We start from the raw sequence: 16,370 nt of genomic DNA, 5'->3' as shown, positions 1-16,370 counted from the left end.
TGCCTACTCCGGGAAGGATGTCACTACAGTATTGCTATTCGGTTTGGTAACTATTCGCACGTTATTTAGTATCGGGGTGCCTGCTGCTGCGCCGGACCTCCCTCCACCCAGGCCTGCGTCTGGATATGGTATTGCATAGTTCCAATTTCCATTGCCTCCAACTGTGGGCTGTATTCCGTCGCGCACTGCAATATCCCATGCCTTGTTAGTGGTAGTTATCGGGTCTTCAACAAATACGCCGTGAGCAGCTCTATCAGCAATATCAGCTCCATGACGCATAACATGATCGGGTGCCGATTCACCTTTCGGGTTTACCCCTGACCAATCAAGAGATCCGCTAGCTGGGCAGGGAGCTAATCCCAATGGGTCCACCCACCCCATCGGGTTATGCACATACCCCTGAGGCCGGTTCCCCCCGCCCAACCCCAATGGGTCCGGACTCAGGTACTGCGCCGTCTGCGGGTCATAGTAGCGGTGCCGGTTGTAGTGCAGGCCGCTTTCCGCATCGTAGTACTGGCCGGGGAAACGGAAGGGGCATTCCACGGCATCGCCGTCGTCATTGGCGGCTTTCCAGAGTCGCGCCCAGCCCCAGACGTTGGGGCTGTTGGACCAGACCAGTTCGCCCTGCTCGCTGAGCAGTTCGCGCGGGCTGCCCAGGTGATCGGTGACGATGTAGCAGAGCTTGCCGTTCTTGCGTTGGGCGATGGGCGTGACGCTGCCCGGTGCGTAGGTCCAACTGGTCGCCTGCTCGTAAAGAATCTCGCCATCGGCGCGGATGGGGGCGGCTTCAATGAGGTGTTCACCGCTCCAGAAGTACTCCTCGCCGACGATCTGCCGGGTGTCCACGGTGCCGTGGATGACCAGGAACTTGCTGATGCGCCGGCCAAGGGCGTCGTAGATGTAGCGCCAGTGTTCGCCCCCGGGCGTGTGCAGTTGGGTGAGGCGGTTGTCGGCGTTCCAGCGGTAGGCCCAGCGCTGGGGGCGGAAGCCGTTGCGCTGTACCGTTTTGCCGATCAGCCGGCCGCAGGCGTCGTATTCGTAGCGGTCGGGCCCGCAGCGCACGACGCGCCCGCCTTGTTGTTCGATGGCCTGGCCGTGTTCGCTTGCGGCCAAGGGCTGGGCTTCGCTGATCAGGTCCAGGGCTTTGTCGTAGCGCCAGCGTTGGAGATGGGCGCCACCCAGGTGGGCGGCGATGATCTGGTCGTTGGCGTTGTACTGGTAGCGGCTGCGGCCCCAGCGCGAGTCGTCGATCTGGAGGGGGTTGAAGGCTTTGTCATAGGTGTAGTTGCGCTGGACGTGGCTTTGCAGTTCGCTCGGCAGCCCGGCGACGGTCCGGGCCCGGCCGGCGCTTTGGGCGCTGAGCAGGCCGATGCGGTTGTACTGCTGTTGTTGCAGGAAACCCGCGCTGCTGTGGCGCTGGATGTCGCGGCCGAGGGCGTCGCGAAGGACGGCGAGCGGGGCGTGGTCGCCGATGTTGAGTTTGGCCAGGTCGCCGCTTTGATCGTGCTGCCAGCGAATGTCAGGGAGGGCGGCATTGGCTTGGCGATCCGTTTCCGGTTCGAAGAAAGCGCCGGCCTGGAGGATGACGGGTAGGCCGCTGTCGGCGTCGTACTGATGGCGAATCTCGCGGTAGTTGCAGCGCTCGAGGATCACCCGGCCGGTAGCGTCGCGCTGGTATTCGATCAGGGCGCCGAGGCTGCTGATGCGGATCAGGTGGCCGTTGGTGTCGTAGCCCAGATGGGTGATTTCGACGGGGCCATTGGCGGGGTGCTGCTCGATGCGGGTCAGGCGTGCCGAGTCCAGCTCGTAGTGGTAGTGGATGCGTGCGCCGTCGGCGCAGTGTTTCTCGGTCAGCCAGCCGATGGCGTTGTAGCTGTAGCGGGTGAGGCAGCCGGCGAAGTCGCGTTCGCTCACCAGGCGCCCGGCGGCGTCGTACTGGTAGCGGTAGTGCTGGCCCAGGCCGTTGGTGACGCGGACCAGGCGCGCCAGCCTGTCGTAGGCCAGGAGCAAGGTCTGGCCACCGGGTTGGGTGAGGCCGAACAACAGGTCGAAGGGGCCGTAGTGGTATTGGGTGCTGCGGCCTTCGCCATCGGTGAAGCGCTGGACGCGATGTTCGCCGTCGTACTGCCAGTGTTGCCGGGTGCCGTCGCTGAGGGTCAGGGCGGCGACAGAGCCGCGCGGATGGGCGTGGTGGGCGTAGCTGAGCCGGGTGATATGGCCGAGCGGGTCGGCGTGGCTGAGCGGCCGGCCGAACACGTCGAGGCTCAGTTGATGGGTGTGGCCGTTGGGTTGTTCGATGGCGCACAGGCGGTGGTGTGGATCGTAGCGGTAGCGCAGGCTGCCGCCATCGGGGTTGAGCTGTTCCAGTTGCTCGCCGTGTTCGCCGTGGCGGTAACGCACCTGTCGACCATCGGGCAGTTGCAGGGTGTCGAGGTTGCCGCGTTCGTCGTAGCTCAGCGTCCACGCGCTGCCGTCACTGGCGCAGTAGCGCGTGAGGTTGCCGAAGGCGTCGTAGTGGCGGGTTTCGCGGCTGTCGTCGGGATCGATCCGGGTAAGCAGTTCGCCGGCGTCGCTGTAGTGGTAGCGGGTAACGCGGCCCAGCGGGTCGGTTTCGCTGAGTTTGTTGGTGAATTCGTCCCATTCGGTGAGCCATTCCTGGCCGAGCGGGTCGATTTTCCGGACCACCAGGTTGTTGTGATCGTAGTAGAAGCGGCTGTGCCCACCTTCGGCGTCGAAGTAGTGGGTGCACCGGGCAAGTTCTTCGTATTCGAAACGGTCGTTGTAGAAACCTTGTGGGGTGCCGACGGTGTGTACGCGGCCATGATCGTCGTAGGTCATGTCGACCTGCGTCTGGTCGGTATCGCGCCATTGCAGCATGTAGCCCCGGTTGTCGTAGGTATGCTGGAGCTGGCCGAATTGCTGGCTATGGCAATGGGTGAGGAGGCCGAAGGTTTCGTAGCGACAGTTCAGGAGATTGCGTTCGGGTTGCCCGGACTCGAGTAGCGTGATGCTTTCGATCAGGCCGCTGGAGGTGTGGCGCACGACCAGCTGGAAGCCATCGCTGTGGGTGATGCGATGCAGGCGGCCGTCTGCGTAGTGGAAGCGGATGGCATTGCCATTGCGGTCTTCGATGGCGCTCAGTGGCCGTGTGGCGCGCTCGTTGGGTTCAAAACGCAGGGTGTGTCGGGTGCGCCGGTCATAGAGGAACAGGGTCGATGAGCGGTTGCCGGATAATTGATATCGCCCGTCGCGCAGGTTGTGCGCGAGGACGTCATCTTCCGGCGCAAGGTAGACGAGCGTGGCGCCTTCGGCGGTGTGGAAGGTGATGCGCTGGTCGTCGAGCTCCAGGCGCTGGGACCACTCATCTGCCCATTTGCGGCCGAAGACTCCACGGAACGATTGGCGCGAGCGGTAGTGCCGATTCAGGCGCAGGGGGATGCTGCCGGGAATGTCGAGCACCGGCCAGGTTTGAATGTAATCGCCAGTGGCGACATCGACCGGCTCGCTCTCGAGTCCACATTTTCCGGACTCGCAATTCGTTCCTTCCGCCGAGGCGTTTCCGGGTTTGTCGCCTTCGCTCTGGCCTGTGGGCTTTCCTTGTTCTACGTGGACGCCGTCGCCGCTTTTGGCCGCGCTGCTCGATTGTGCGGCCCGCTCGACGTCGGCTGCATCACCGACCGCGTCAGCGGCTTTGGTGGCTTCAGCGGCTTTTGCCGCTTCGGCTGCCTTTGTGACTTTGTTGGCTTCGCCAAGTTTGCCCAGGATGCTGGCCTTCAGGCCGGCGAGGGGCAGCGTGGATACTTCCAGCGCGCCCCGTGTAATGGCTTCTGTGTAGTCGCCTTTTTCCCAGGGGGTGACGACCGGTTGGACCATTGCGCTTCCAATCGCCTTTGCCTTTCCCTTGGCATCGGCGGTCACCGTTTCCGGGGTCACGTTTCCCAGGCGGATATCTTCCCCAAGAATCTGTGCATCCAGCACCTTGGCTTGAACGCCGGCAGGTGTGTAGATCGTCTGCTGGATTTTGCCGACTGCCTTTGCGCCTTCGTAGCCCAGCTCGCCGATGCCGGTGGCGATGTCCTTGACGAACCCCAGGGTACCGCGCTGTATCTGTGCGCCGATCTCGCCGACGCCTGGAATCAGGTCGCTGAAGGGGACGCCGGGAAGAGGGGCTGACTTGATGTCGGCAATGCGGGCGTCCAGCATTTTGTTGAGGTCATCGAAGCGAACGAACTCGTCGGCCGCATCGAAGTCGATGAGTTGTTCGTTCAGGGCTTCGCGCTTGGCCTTGAGTTCTTCCAGATAGGGACTGGTGCGTTCACCGGGTGGGGCGTCCGGGTTGCTGGCGGCACTGGCAGGGTCGCTGCCGCCGGCATTTTTGCGGTTACTGACGATCTTCCCGAGCGCCCCGCCGATGCCGTTGGCATCGCAGTTCACCAGGCAGTAGCTGTCATGGCGGGCAAGCGGAAGACCGTTGACGATGACCGTGCTGTGACCATCCAGCAGCTTGACGTGGCCGGAGCCCAGCGAGGTGGTTGCAACGACATGCTGCCCGGCATCTGCCTGGACTTGCTTGAACAGGTCGCCCTGCCGGTAGACCGGTACGCCTTGTGCCTTGACGTTGGGTGAGGACTTGACCTGCTTGTCCAAGGTCGCGAAGGAGTCGAAGGCAATGATCGGTGGGCCAACCCGGCAGAAGTCGGGTGTGACGCAGATGGCCTTCCACTGGGTGCTTTCGTTGGCAACGTGTCGCTTGGTGCCGCCGGCCGCTGCGGCAGGCGGAGCAACGGGAGTGGACTCCAGCGCCACCCGCTGTCGCTGGAGGTCAGCCAGTTCGCCCTGCATGCGGCTGCGGCTTGACAGCTCGGCGTCGGTTAGCGGACGGAGCTTTTCCAGCTTGTCCAGCGTGCCAAGGAGGCTGCTGGCCTGTGATTGACGATTGGACAGCTCAGTCAGCGTGCGTGCATTTACGTCTTTCTGCTCTGCGGCTGCATCCTCTGTCATCGAGGAGATGCTTAAGCGGTCGGTCATGCTTGGGAACTCCTTTTCCCGGACGGCCCCAAGGCCGAAAGTGCTGTCAGGCCAATGGTCAGGCGATTGAGCGCCGTCTGCTGCGCCAGGGGGAGGCGCCACAGCAGCGTGGTCTGATGGGCGTCGAGATCGATTCGAACGGTATCCAGAACCGGAAACCGGACATGGCCGTCGGGATCGTCTTCATTGATGAGCACCAGCGGGACCATGCCGGGCAGGCACATCGAGCGTTCCCCGTCCGTGAGGCAGCCTTTGAGCCGGACCGGTTCATTGCCCGCCAGGTGTGTGGATGAGACCAGGTCAGCGGGAGCGCTCTGGTAGAAACGGGGATCGAAATCTTCGGGGAGGAAGGGGTAGCGTTCCTCCTGCCAGCGCTGGTCGTAGGTGCCCTGAAGGGAGACTCTCGGCTCCCACCATCGGGCGATGGGGCCAAAGCCTTGGGGTGTCAGTTTCTGGTGGGGGTGCTCAAAAGGTGCATGAGGTTCCTCCAGCTGCGGGGCGGGCATTTTCCTGATCTGCGCGAGGTGTTCTTCGATGCGTTGCCGTGCCGCTTTGTCCAGGCTCTTGAGCGCCGCCGAATCGGGTAGCCAGCCACATCCGGCGGCGTTCAAGGCGTAATGGACGCTGGCTGCTGGCATGCCCTCGGCTGGTGGCTCTGGATCGTAGAAGCAGCCGCCGAAGGCCAGCCGGTAATCCAGCGGAACCTGATCGACTGGAATGGCCTCGCCCAGGCGCCAGCCGGTCGCGGAGTCACGCAACTCTCTTGGCCCACTGACCTTGATGGATTTGCTCACCGGCCCTACGTGGAGTTCGGCCAGCCAGTGTTTGAGCGGCCGGCCCTGATAGGCCCGGAGGTGGCCCTGCATCGATATGTCGGTCCCCGGCTTGCCCAGCACCAGATCGCCTTCCTCGGCGATCACCGCCTTCAGTGGCTGGGTGCTGACCGGCCCGTCGTAGCAATCGCCAAACTGGATGGGGCGCTGTTCGGCGGCCAGCGTCATCGGCGCACCATCGCGGCTGAAGTCGAAGGTGCCGCGCAGCACCAGGATGTCGAAGGGCTCGCCGGAGGGGGCGCATTTTTCGTAGAGCAGGTGTGGCAGCCCGCTGTGGTTGTCGATCCGGATCATCACCAGCAATCCTTCGGTGCCTTGACCGCCCCCAGTGGGTCCGAGCCGCCCAGGCTGCCGAGTCCGGGGGATGTGCCGTCGAGCATCCCTGCGGCCGCCCCGGCAAGGCCGCCGAGGTCGCCGCCGAGCGCTGCGCCGGCCAAACTTGCCAGCCCGCCGGCGTCGTTCAGCGGGTTGAAGCCGGAGAAGCCGGGCGAGGCGGCATCGACGGTGATGCTGGGCGCGGCCTGGGCGGTGCCGCTGTTGAGGTGAACGTCCTTGGGGGCGTCGGCGTTGACGGTGTTGGCGGACTTCAGGTGAATGTCCGGGGCATCGAGGAAGATGCCCTCGGCGGTGATGACGATCTTCGAGGGGCCGACCCGCAGGGTGATGCTTTCGCCGTCCATCTGCAGGCTGGAGCCGCTGGCCGCTTTCTGTGCTGCGGGCGAGCTGGTGGAGGTGTCCGCGACGATGTTCTTCTTCGCGGCCATCGCCGGGGTCGCATCATCGGACGAGCCCAGCAGCCCGCCGCCGACGTTCAGCGTCATGGAGGTGCCAATGGTGGTGGAGCGGTTCTTGCCGATGCGCTCCACCTGGTTCATGCCGACGATGGTGTTCAGGTGCAGTCCGACGTTCTGGCTGTACACCGTGCCGATGTTCATCATCTTGGCCAGGCCGACGTTCTGCAGGTAGGTCAGCTTGACCGTCTCGGTCTTCATGCGGTCGACGGTGATCGACCAGTTGCGCTTGATGTGGTCGGTCTCGTGCTTGTCGACGGTCTTGGTGCGGTTCTTGTGGATGGTGACCGTTTCGTTGCCGTCGACGGTTTCGCGGCGGTTGTTGCCGACGTGCACGGTTTCGTCGTGGTCGATGGTCTTGCTGCGGTCCTTGCCGACCCAGTGGGTTTCGTTGTGCTCGACCTCGATGTCCTGGTCGCGCTCGGCGTGGATATAGATCTGCTCGGAGCCTTTGCGGTCTTCGATGCGCAGTTCGTTGGCGCCATCGCCGCCAAGGCTGCTGTTGGTCTTGAATACGCTGCGGGTCTTGTGTTCGGGCAGGGCGTAGGGCACCGGGCGCAGCTTGTTCGGCAGGCAGCCGTGGATCAGCGGCTGGTCCGGGTCACCCTCGAGAAAGCTCACCAGCACTTCCATGCCGATACGCGGAATCACGACGTGGCCATAGCCGCTGTGGGCCCAGCTGCTGGCGACGCGCACCCAGCAACTGCTCTTGTCGTCGAACTGGCCGTCACGGTCCCAGTGGAACTGGACCTTCACCCGTCCGTAGGCATCGCAGTGGATTTCCTCGCCTTTGGGGCCGGTGACCACGGCGGTCTGGCTGCCCAGCACGCGGGGCTTGGGATGGAGCAGCTGCGGGCGATGGATGGTGTAGGCGGAGATGGTTTCGAAGTGGTTGCGGTAGCCCTGTTCGGCACCGTCGCCGGCGTGCTCCTCCAGCACCTGGGGCTGGTAGCCGTGGTGGCTGACGCGGGTGACGGTCCATAGCGCGTTGTTGGCGCCTACGGGGTGGTCGGTGAGGGTGATCAGGTGGCCGCAGTGCACCGGCCGGTCGCCGCCGCCGAAGGCTTTCTGCTGGTCGGCGGTGTGGCGTTGCAGGGCAATCCGGCTGAGCTGCCTGCCGCGATCGTTATGGAGGAAGTGGCCGGGGTAATCGTAGTCTTCGAGGTCCGGCTTGCCGTCGCCCTTGTCCTTGCCCTCGAGCAGGATGGCGGGCTTTTCGAAGTTGTAGTCCCGCCGGGTAACGCGGGAGGTACGGATCGCTGCGCCCATGCCGAAATGCTTGACCACCGGGGTATCGGCGACCAGGCCGGTGTCGCTGTGGAAGGGCACCTTGCCAATGGTCGCCCAGGCTGCCGGGCTGTCACCGAAGACCAGGGTGTGATCGCCGACGGAGTGCTCGAAGTGCCGGTGTATGCCTTCCTCTTCGCAGAGCCGGGAAACGAAATCCAGGTCGCTCTCGTTGTACTGCACGCAGTACTCGCGTTCCGGTGGCGGACCGGAAAGGCGGAAGGCGAAGGTGCTCAGGCCATGCTCGCCGAGGATGGTGGAGATGATCTGCTGGGCGTTCCTGTGCTGGAAGATGCGCTGGTTTCGGCGCAGGGCCAGGTTGGCCAGGTGTGGTTCGAGGATCAGGCGGGTGTGGCAGAAGCGTGGGTCACTGGCGCCAAGGCTGGCTTCGCGAATGAGGCCGTGGATGCCGTTGAGTTGCTGGTCGAAGGCCAGGAAGGCTTGCTTCGACAGCAGGCCGTCGGGCGACGGTGCGCGTTCGCTGACGACTTCGATCTCGATACGGTAAAGGCTGTCCAGCGCTTCATCGCCGTGGAATTCGAGAACACGCAGGTCGCTGGGAGCGCCGCCGATGAACAGCTGGAATTGCGTCTGGTTGGCTGCCTGGAACACGCCTGTCTCTCCGTGAGGTCCGTTCTGGAACGCTGGACTTTAGGGAGGGATGAGGTGGCCGGGACCCCGGCAAATCCGGGTTGGGAGATGTCTGTCAGTGGACGCGGAAACGTCCACGCCCTGAGGTTGCGGATTCCCGTAAATGGCCCTGCGCCGGCAGTCGTTCTTCGGCCTGCGGCAAACACTGAACGAGGCGGCGATCCGGCCGGCCAGGGACGTTCGCAGGGGTGTTTCCACCCGCTGCTGGATTCTGCCGCCGCCCCGGCGGTGGCATGTCGGGTAGTTGGTTGCAGGCCGTTTACTACGCATCTTTCAGATGCGTCTGATCAGAGAGCCACTGGAACGTCATTAGATTGGCCCCGTCGAAACTTCCCTGAGGGCCACCGATATGGCTGCCATTTCTCCCCGGGCCATGGTGCTGTGTTCGCATCCGGGCCGGCTGCTCGATTACAGCGTGCTGCTCAATCGCCTGGAGCTCTATCACCTGAGCCTGTGCCTGGACCTGGACGAGGTGCGCAAGGCGCTGTCCGGCCAGCAGCGCTTCGGCCTGTTCATCTACGACGACTTCGTGCCCGGCACCAACGAACTGACGAGTCTGAAGGCCCTCAGCCGGAGCAATGCCTTCCGCCAGTTCGTGCTGGTCGGCAGCTTCAGCACCGAGGAACGGGCCGGGCTGTTCCGCTGGGCGTGGCGCAATCGGGTGCCGTTGCTGCGGGTGCTGGACAAGCCGCTTTCGCTGGACCAGCTGTGCGAGATCGCCGGCAGTCTGGCGTTCTACCGCCGTGCGGACGAGCAGCCGATGCGCTCGCCCGCGGGAGCGATCTGCGATTACCAGTTGCCCGGCGAGCCGCGCTGTGACCGGGCCTGTCGCTGAGCGCTATCAATCGGCCCGGCGTTCGGGCCCTTCCAGCAGCAACGGGGCGTCGTCGGCGGGCGACGCTGCGCTGCGCGGACTCTTGCCCTTGAGGTACCAGGCGAAGGCGATGATCTCGGCGATGGTGCGATAGAGCGCCTCGGGAATCGCCTCGCCCAGCTCCAGCCGCGCCAGCAGGCGCACCAGCTCGGCGTTCTCGTAGATCGGCACTTCATGATGGCGGGCGATGGCGAGGATGGTTTCGGCCAGTTCGTCGTCGCCCTTGGCCGTGAGGGTCGGGGCGCTCTGGCCGTCGTAGTTGAGGGCGATGACCTGGCGCGGCGCTGTCTTCGGCTTGCTCATGCGGTTTCATCCACCCAGCGTTGTTCCACGGCGGTGCGCCCGCCCTGGGGCGGCTTGCCCAGGCTGCAGGACAGTTCGCCGACGGTGAGGCCGGCGTCGTTCAGGCGCTGGCGCAGGGCGCCCAGCTCGCGGTCGATCAGGCTGACGGTGCTGGCGCGTTCGGCCCACAACTGGCTGGCGATGCTGCCGTGGGCGAGGGTGGCCTGGGCGTGCAGCGGGCCGAGCGGGTCGAGGTCGAAGGCCAGCTCCACGCGCCAGAGCGTGTCGCGCTGCTGTTCGCGCTCGCTGCCCTGGCGTTCTTCCTGCTGGATGCGCACTTGCAGTGGCACCAGGTCGTGCTGCTGGCGCAGGGGGATTTCCATCTGCCAGGTATTGAGCAGCGTGCCGTCGGGCAGCACTTCGTTCTGCGACAGGCTGGAAAGCTGGTGGGTCTGCAGGCGCGACACGGCTGCGGCGGCCAGCTTGAGCAGGGCTTCCAGGTCGCCTTCCTCTTCCAGCTGGTGCGCCAGCCGGCTGGGCAGCGGGAAGCTGGCCGGCGGCGGGGTGCGTCCGCCGGTCTGGCCGAGCACGCCGAGGGCGTTGCGCACGAAGGCCGGCAGCGCCTGCGCCAGACTGCTGGCGCCGGCCAGGGCGTTGCTCGGGAGATTGCCCAGCACCGAAGCGGCGGTGCCGTTCTGCGCCGGCAGCAGTTGGGCGATCAGGCGCAGCAGATTGGCCTTGAAGTCCTGCGGCAGGTCCTGCGCGCCGCGCAGCAGCTGGGCTTCGAGGAACACGCCGCTCTGCTGGATGGCCTGGGCCACTCCCTTGGCGTCGCCGAGCTGGCGGATATCGGGCAGGCCGGTCAGCAGCTTGTCCACCGCCTGCCGCAGCCCGGGGTTCAGCGACTGGCCGCGCCCGGCGCCCTGCAAGGCCTGGAACAGTCCTTCCAGGGAGCCTTGCCGGCCCTGCTGGCTGGCCAGTTGCCGGCTGACGTCGAGCTGGTCGAGGAGGCTGGCCAGCGGCAGGAACTGCAGGGCCTGCTGGCCCTGTACCCGCGCGCTGAGCAGGCTGCCCGGCGGCAGCGGGTGGGGTGATTCGAGGCTGAGCTGGCGCCCGGCCAGCGAGGTGTTCAGCAGGCTGACCAGCACCTTGTAGACGGCCTGGCCCGCCTTGCCCTGGGCGATCAGCTCGCTGGCATCGACCTTGCCCTGCAGCAGGGTGCCCACCGGCAGCAGGTCGAGGTCCAGGCTTTCCAGTGGCACCTGGCCGGTCAGGCTCCGATTCGCCGTGGCCTGTTCCAGCAGGGTGGCGGCGAGGCTGCTCTGGGACAGCGCCGACAGCTGCAGCGTGCTGCCCTCGGGCAGGGCCTGCGGGCTCTGGGCGCTGACCAGGGTCTGCTGGCCGCTGGCCAGGGTCAGGCGCAGCAGGAGCTGGAAGCTGACCTGGCTGTCGCGCACCGCGACCACCTCGGCCTGGGCCTTTTCACCCGGCGGCAGCAGGTCGCCCAGGCTCTGCGCGAGCTTGAGGGTCAGTTCCGCAGCGCTCGGGGCGCCGCGCGGCGGAGGGGAGGGCGGGAGCGGGCGGGAGGCGCCAATTTCGCTCGGCATCGGGGACCTGCCTGGGCAGCGGGACGGGTGGACGCCCAGTGTATCGGCGCGCGTCGCAGGCACTTTAGACCGTCCGGCGGCGGCAGGGCATTCCAGGCGGGAGCGCCGTGCGCTGATTTGACGTTACACCCTGTCGAAAAACCTGACGTCGAGCACAGGAGCGGCTGTGTATAATGCGCCGCCCGTGGTCGCGCATGACGGCCCGGGCGGAATGGCCGCGTTTTTGCACCACTGAATGTTTTCTGCCCGACGGTTGCCGATGCCCTTGACCCATCCACTTCTCGAAGCCGTGGCGCTCGCCTGCGAGCGGGACTGGCGCATGTTGTTCGAGCGTCTCGATTTGCGACTGGGCGCCGGCGAGATGCTACAGATCATCGGCCCCAACGGTAGCGGCAAGACCAGCCTGCTGCGCCTGCTCAGCGGGCTGATGCAGCCCACCGCCGGCGAGGTGCTGCTCAATGGCCGGCCCCTGCGCGAGCAGCGCGGCGAGTTGGCCCGGCTGCTGCTGTGGATCGGCCACGCCGCCGGCATCAAGGGCCTGCTGAGCGCCGAAGAGAATCTCGCCTGGCTCTGCGCCCTGCACCAGCCGGCCAACCGCGATGCCATCTGGCAGGCCCTGGCCGCCGTCGGCCTGCGCGGCTTCGAGGACGTTCCCTGCCACACCCTGTCCGCCGGCCAGCAGCGCCGCGTGGCCCTGGCGCGCCTGTACCTGGAAGCGCCGCCGCTGTGGATCCTCGACGAACCCTTCACCGCCCTCGACAAGCAGGGCGTGGCGCAGCTCGAGGAGCACCTGGCCGGTCATTGCGAGCGCGGCGGCCTGGTCGTGCTGACCACCCACCACAGCCTGGCGCGGATGCCCGCCGGCTACCGGGCGCTCGATCTCGGCCAGCATGGTCGCGAGGTGGCTGCCTGATGAGCAACGTCTTCACCCTGCTGCTCGCCCGCGAGGCGCGCCTGCTGTTCCGCCGCCCGGCGGAGCTGGCCAACCCGCTGGTATTCTTCGCCATCGTCATCGCGCTGTTCCCGCTGGCGGTCGGTCCCGAGTCGGAAATGCTCAAGAACCTCTCGCCGGGGCTGGTCTGGGTCGCGGCGCTGCTGGCGGTGCTGCTGTCGCTGGATGGTCTGTTCCGCAGCGATTTCGAGGATGGCTCGCTGGAGCAGTGGGTCCTTTCGCCGCACCCCCTGGCACTTCTGGTATTGGCCAAAGTGCTGGCACACTGGCTGGTTTCAGGACTGGCCCTGGTGCTGCTGTCCCCGCTGTTCGCCCTCATGCTGGGGCTGCCGGCGCGCTGCCTGCCGGACCTGCTGTTGTCGCTGCTGCTGGGCACGCCGATATTGAGCCTGCTGGGCGCGGTGGGCGCGGCGCTGACGGTGGGGCTCAAGCGTGGTGGCCTGCTGCTGGCGCTGCTGATCCTGCCGCTGTACATACCGGTGCTGATCCTCGGCAGCGGTGCGCTGCAGGCATCGCTGCAGGGGCTGCCAACCGCCGGGCACCTGCTGTGGCTGGCCAGCCTGACGGCGTTAGCATTGACGCTGACGCCCTTTGCCATCGCCGCCGGGCTGAAGATCAGCGTCGGCGAGTGAACGAACGAGCGCCGGACTTCGGAAGCGGTACCGGCGACAGAGTAGAGCTTTACAGAGCCTGATGATGAACTGGACTTGGTTTCACAAGCTTGGGTCGCCCAAGTGGTTCTACGAGATCAGCGGACGCTGGCTGCCCTGGTTCGCCGTCGCCGCGGTCTTGCTGATGAGCGTCGGCATCGTCTGGGGCCTGGCCTTCGCGCCGCCGGACTACCAGCAGGGCAACAGCTTCCGCATCATCTATATCCATGTGCCGGCGGCCTTCGTCGCCCAGTCCTGCTATGTGATGCTGGCGGTGGCCGGCGCCATCGGCCTGATCTGGAAGATGAAGATCGCCGACGTCGCCGTGCAGTGCGCCGCGCCCATCGGTGCGTGGATGACCTTCGTCGCGCTGGTCACCGGCGCCATCTGGGGCAAGCCGACCTGGGGCGCCTGGTGGGTGTGGGACGCGCGCCTGACCTCGATGCTGATCCTGCTGTTCCTCTACTTCGGCGTCATCGCCCTCGGCCAGGCGATCACCAACCGCGACAGCGCGGCCAAGGCCTGCGCGGTGCTGTCCATCGTCGGCGTGGTGAACATCCCGATCATCAAGTACTCGGTGGACTGGTGGAACACCCTGCACCAGCCGGCCACCTTCACCCTGACCGAGAAGCCGCCGATGCCGCCGGAGATGTGGATTCCGCTGCTGCTGATGGTCGCCGGCTTCTACTGCTTCTTCGCCGTGGCGCTGCTGCTGCGCATGCGCCTGGAAGTGCTCAAGCGCGAAGCCCGCGCGAGCTGGGTCAAGGCTGAGGTGGAGCGCGCGCTATGAGTTTCCAGTCCTTCGGTGATTTCCTCGCCATGGGTCACCATGGCCTTTATGTGTGGTCGGCCTACGCCATCAGTCTGGTGGTGCTGGCACTCAACGTCGCCTCGCCCATGCTGGCGCGCCGGCGATATCTGCAAGAAGAGGCGCGTCGTCTGCGCCGGGAGGCCAACAAGTGAATCCGGTCCGCAAGAAGCGTCTGCTCATCGTCCTCGCCATCGTCGCCGGCGTGGGCGTCGCCGTCAGCCTGGCGCTGTCGGCCCTGCAGCAGAACATCAACCTGTTCTACACCCCGACCCAGATCGCCAACGGCGAGGCCCCGCACGACACCCGCATCCGCGCCGGCGGCATGGTGGAGAAGGGCTCGCTCAAGCGTTCGGCGGATTCGCTGGATGTCGAGTTCGTGGTCACCGACTTCGTCAAGGAAGTCACCGTGAAGTACCGCGGCATCCTGCCGGACCTGTTCCGCGAAGGGCAGGGCATCGTCGCCCTGGGCAAGATCGACGAGAGCGGCGTGCTGACCGCCGACGAAGTGCTGGCCAAGCACGACGAGAAATACATGCCGCCGGAAGTCACCAAGGCGCTCAAGGACAGCGGCAAGCTGGGCAGCGCCGAAGCCGGCCAGGCCGGCGCCACGGCGCAGGGGAGCAACTGACATGGTTCCCGAGCTCGGCCATCTTTCCCTGATCCTGGCGCTGTGCATGGCGCTGGTGATGTCCTTCTTCCCGCTGATCGGCGCCTGGCGCGGCGATCGCCAGTGGATGAGCCTGGCGCGCCCGGCGGCCTGGGGGCAGTTCGCCTTCCTGCTGTTCTCCTTCGGCTGCCTGAGCTGGGCCTTCCTCCACGATGATTTCTCGGTGGCCTACGTTGCCAGCAACTCCAACAGCGCGCTGCCCTGGTTCTACAAGCTCAGCGCCGTGTGGGGCGCCCACGAGGGCTCGCTGCTGCTCTGGGCGCTGATCCTCGGCGGCTGGACCTTCGCCGTCTCGGTGTTCTCCCGGGAGCTGCCGGAAACCATGCTGGCCCGCGTGCTGGCGGTGATGGGGATGATCAGCACCGGCTTCCTGCTGTTCCTGATCATCACCTCCAACCCCTTCAAGCGCCTGCTGCCGCAGATGCCGGCCGACGGCAACGACCTCAACCCGCTGCTGCAGGACCCGGGCCTGATCTTCCACCCGCCGATGCTCTACATGGGCTACGTGGGCTTCTCGGTGGCCTTCGCCTTCGCCATCGCCGCCCTGCTCGGCGGCCGCCTCGACGCCGCCTGGGCGCGCTGGTCGCGGCCCTGGACCCTGGTGGCCTGGACCTTCCTCGGCATCGGCATCGTGCTCGGCTCCTGGTGGGCCTACTACGAGCTGGGCTGGGGCGGCTGGTGGTTCTGGGACCCGGTGGAAAACGCCTCCTTCATGCCCTGGCTGGTGGGCACCGCGCTGATCCACTCGCTGGCGGTGACCGAGAAGCGTGGCGTGTTCAAGAGCTGGACCGTGCTGCTGGCCATCGCGGCCTTCTCCCTGAGCCTCCTGGGCACCTTCCTGGTCCGCTCCGGCGTACTGACCTCGGTGCACGCCTTCGCCGCCGATCCGCAGCGCGGCGTGTTCGTCCTGGCCTTCCTGCTGGTGGTGGTCGGCGGTTCGCTGACCCTGTTCGCCCTGCGCGCGCCGGTGGTCAAGAGCCAGGTCGGCTTCGCCCTGTGGTCCCGCGAGACCCTGCTGCTGCTGAACAACCTGGTGCTGGTGGTGACCGCCTCGATGATCCTGATCGGCACCCTCTACCCGCTGGTGCTCGACGCCATCAGCGGCGCCAAGCTGTCGGTCGGCCCGCCGTACTTCAACGCGCTGTTCATGCCGCTGATGGCGATCCTCATGCTGGCCCTGGCGGTCGGCGTGCTGGTGCGCTGGAAGGACACCCCGACCCGCTGGCTGCGCGGCATGCTCACCCCGGTGCTGATCGGCACCCTGGTGCTGGGCGTGGCCGGCAGCTTCCTCTACGGCGAGCTGCACTGGGAGGTCCTCTGCGTGTTCCTGCTGGCCGCCTGGGTGGTGCTGGCCGGCGTGCGCGACTTCTTCGACAAGGTCCGCCACAAGGGCGTGATCGCCGGCGCCGCGGGCCTCAACCGCAGCTACTGGGGCATGCAGCTGGCGCACTTCGGTATCGCCGTCTGCGCCATCGGCGTGGTGCTCACCAGCCAGTTCAGCGCCCAGCGCGACCTGCGCATGGCGCCGGGCGAGTCGGTGGAGCTGGCCGGCTACCAGTTCCTCTTCGAGGGCACCCGGCATTTCGAGGGGCCGAACTTCACCTCCGACAAGGGCACCGTCCGCGTGATCCGCGACGGCTCCGAAGTCGCGGTGCTGCATCCGGAAAAACGCCTGTACAGCGTGCAGAGCTCGATGATGACCGAGGCCGGCATCCACGGCGGCCTGACCCGCGACCTCTACGTCGCCCTCGGTGAGCCGCTGGACAACGGCGCCTGGGCGGTGCGCGTGCACATCAAGCCGTTCGTGCGCTTCATCTGGCTGGGCGGCCTGCTGATGGCCCTGGGCGGTGTAATGGCGGCGCTCGACCGCCGCTACCGGCTGAAAGTGAAAACGCGTGTACGCGAGGCCCTGGGCCTCGCCGGACAGGGAGCCTGAG

Annotated in this window: 12 protein-coding genes; 7 read left to right on the top strand and 5 right to left on the bottom strand. The window is 66.0% G+C overall.

Going from position 1 to position 16,370, the window contains the following annotated elements; genetic code table 11:
- Nucleotides 1-3: 3 nt before the first annotated feature.
- From AC3B6A_RS18810 to AC3B6A_RS18800, 3 genes are read right to left on the bottom strand one after another with little or no spacing between them, the layout of a single operon-like run.
- Nucleotides 4-5,028 carry an RHS repeat-associated core domain-containing protein gene (locus AC3B6A_RS18810; protein WP_488398624.1) on the bottom strand — a complete coding sequence of 1,675 codons (5,025 nt, stop codon included), beginning with the start codon at nt 5,026-5,028 and terminating at the stop codon, nt 4-6.
- The gene (locus AC3B6A_RS18805; RefSeq protein ID WP_488398623.1) at nt 5,025-6,155 is read right to left on the bottom strand and encodes a DUF2169 family type VI secretion system accessory protein; all 1,131 of its coding nucleotides are present in this window, start codon (nt 6,153-6,155) and stop codon (nt 5,025-5,027) included. The genes AC3B6A_RS18810 and AC3B6A_RS18805 overlap by 4 nt, the downstream gene beginning before the upstream one ends.
- Complete coding sequence (locus AC3B6A_RS18800; protein WP_488398622.1) at nt 6,155-8,551, bottom strand: type VI secretion system Vgr family protein; 2,397 nt, start codon at nt 8,549-8,551, stop codon at nt 6,155-6,157. The genes AC3B6A_RS18805 and AC3B6A_RS18800 overlap by 1 nt, the downstream gene beginning before the upstream one ends.
- A 388-nt stretch (nt 8,552-8,939) precedes the next feature.
- Here AC3B6A_RS18800 and AC3B6A_RS18795 point away from each other — a divergent pair, with 388 nt between their 5' ends.
- Nucleotides 8,940-9,425 (top strand): hypothetical protein, encoded by a 486-nt coding sequence (locus tag AC3B6A_RS18795; RefSeq protein WP_488398621.1) that lies wholly within the window; start codon nt 8,940-8,942, stop codon nt 9,423-9,425.
- 6 nt (nt 9,426-9,431) lie between these two features.
- On the opposite strand, the gene AC3B6A_RS18790 is transcribed toward AC3B6A_RS18795, so the two are convergent.
- Nucleotides 9,432-9,767, bottom strand: coding sequence for an EscU/YscU/HrcU family type III secretion system export apparatus switch protein (locus tag AC3B6A_RS18790; protein ID WP_488398620.1), 336 nt, complete (start codon nt 9,765-9,767; stop codon nt 9,432-9,434).
- Nucleotides 9,764-11,353, bottom strand: a complete 1,590-nt coding sequence (gene fliK / locus AC3B6A_RS18785; RefSeq protein ID WP_488398619.1) for a flagellar hook-length control protein FliK — start codon at nt 11,351-11,353, stop codon at nt 9,764-9,766. The genes AC3B6A_RS18790 and fliK overlap by 4 nt, the downstream gene beginning before the upstream one ends.
- Before the next feature lie 259 nt (nt 11,354-11,612).
- Here fliK and ccmA point away from each other — a divergent pair, with 259 nt between their 5' ends.
- The 6 genes from ccmA (at nt 11,613) to AC3B6A_RS18755 (ending at nt 16,369) form a co-directional block, all read left to right on the top strand.
- Nucleotides 11,613-12,266 carry a cytochrome c biogenesis heme-transporting ATPase CcmA gene (gene ccmA / locus AC3B6A_RS18780; RefSeq protein WP_488398618.1) on the top strand — a complete coding sequence of 218 codons (654 nt, stop codon included), beginning with the start codon at nt 11,613-11,615 and terminating at the stop codon, nt 12,264-12,266.
- Entirely contained in the window at nt 12,266-12,937 is a 672-nt protein-coding gene (gene ccmB / locus AC3B6A_RS18775) for a heme exporter protein CcmB (protein ID WP_413351979.1), read from the top strand. The genes ccmA and ccmB overlap by 1 nt, the downstream gene beginning before the upstream one ends.
- A 61-nt stretch (nt 12,938-12,998) precedes the next feature.
- Complete coding sequence (locus tag AC3B6A_RS18770; protein WP_488398617.1) at nt 12,999-13,745, top strand: heme ABC transporter permease; 747 nt, start codon at nt 12,999-13,001, stop codon at nt 13,743-13,745.
- Nucleotides 13,742-13,918 (top strand): heme exporter protein CcmD, encoded by a 177-nt coding sequence (gene ccmD, locus AC3B6A_RS18765; RefSeq protein WP_488398616.1) that lies wholly within the window; start codon nt 13,742-13,744, stop codon nt 13,916-13,918. Before AC3B6A_RS18770 ends, ccmD begins: the two co-directional genes overlap by 4 nt.
- Nucleotides 13,915-14,394 (top strand): cytochrome c maturation protein CcmE, encoded by a 480-nt coding sequence (gene ccmE / locus AC3B6A_RS18760; RefSeq protein WP_488398615.1) that lies wholly within the window; start codon nt 13,915-13,917, stop codon nt 14,392-14,394. The genes ccmD and ccmE overlap by 4 nt, the downstream gene beginning before the upstream one ends.
- Nucleotide 14,395: 1 nt before the next feature.
- A complete protein-coding gene (locus AC3B6A_RS18755) occupies nt 14,396-16,369 on the top strand; it encodes a heme lyase CcmF/NrfE family subunit (protein WP_488398614.1) in 1,974 nt (657 codons plus the stop codon).
- Nucleotide 16,370: the final 1 nt, after the last annotated feature.

Source organism: Pseudomonas sp. B12(2026) (assembly GCF_057767015.1).
Note: the sequence above shows the minus strand (reverse complement) of the source record. Positions and strands in the feature narration are given on the sequence as shown.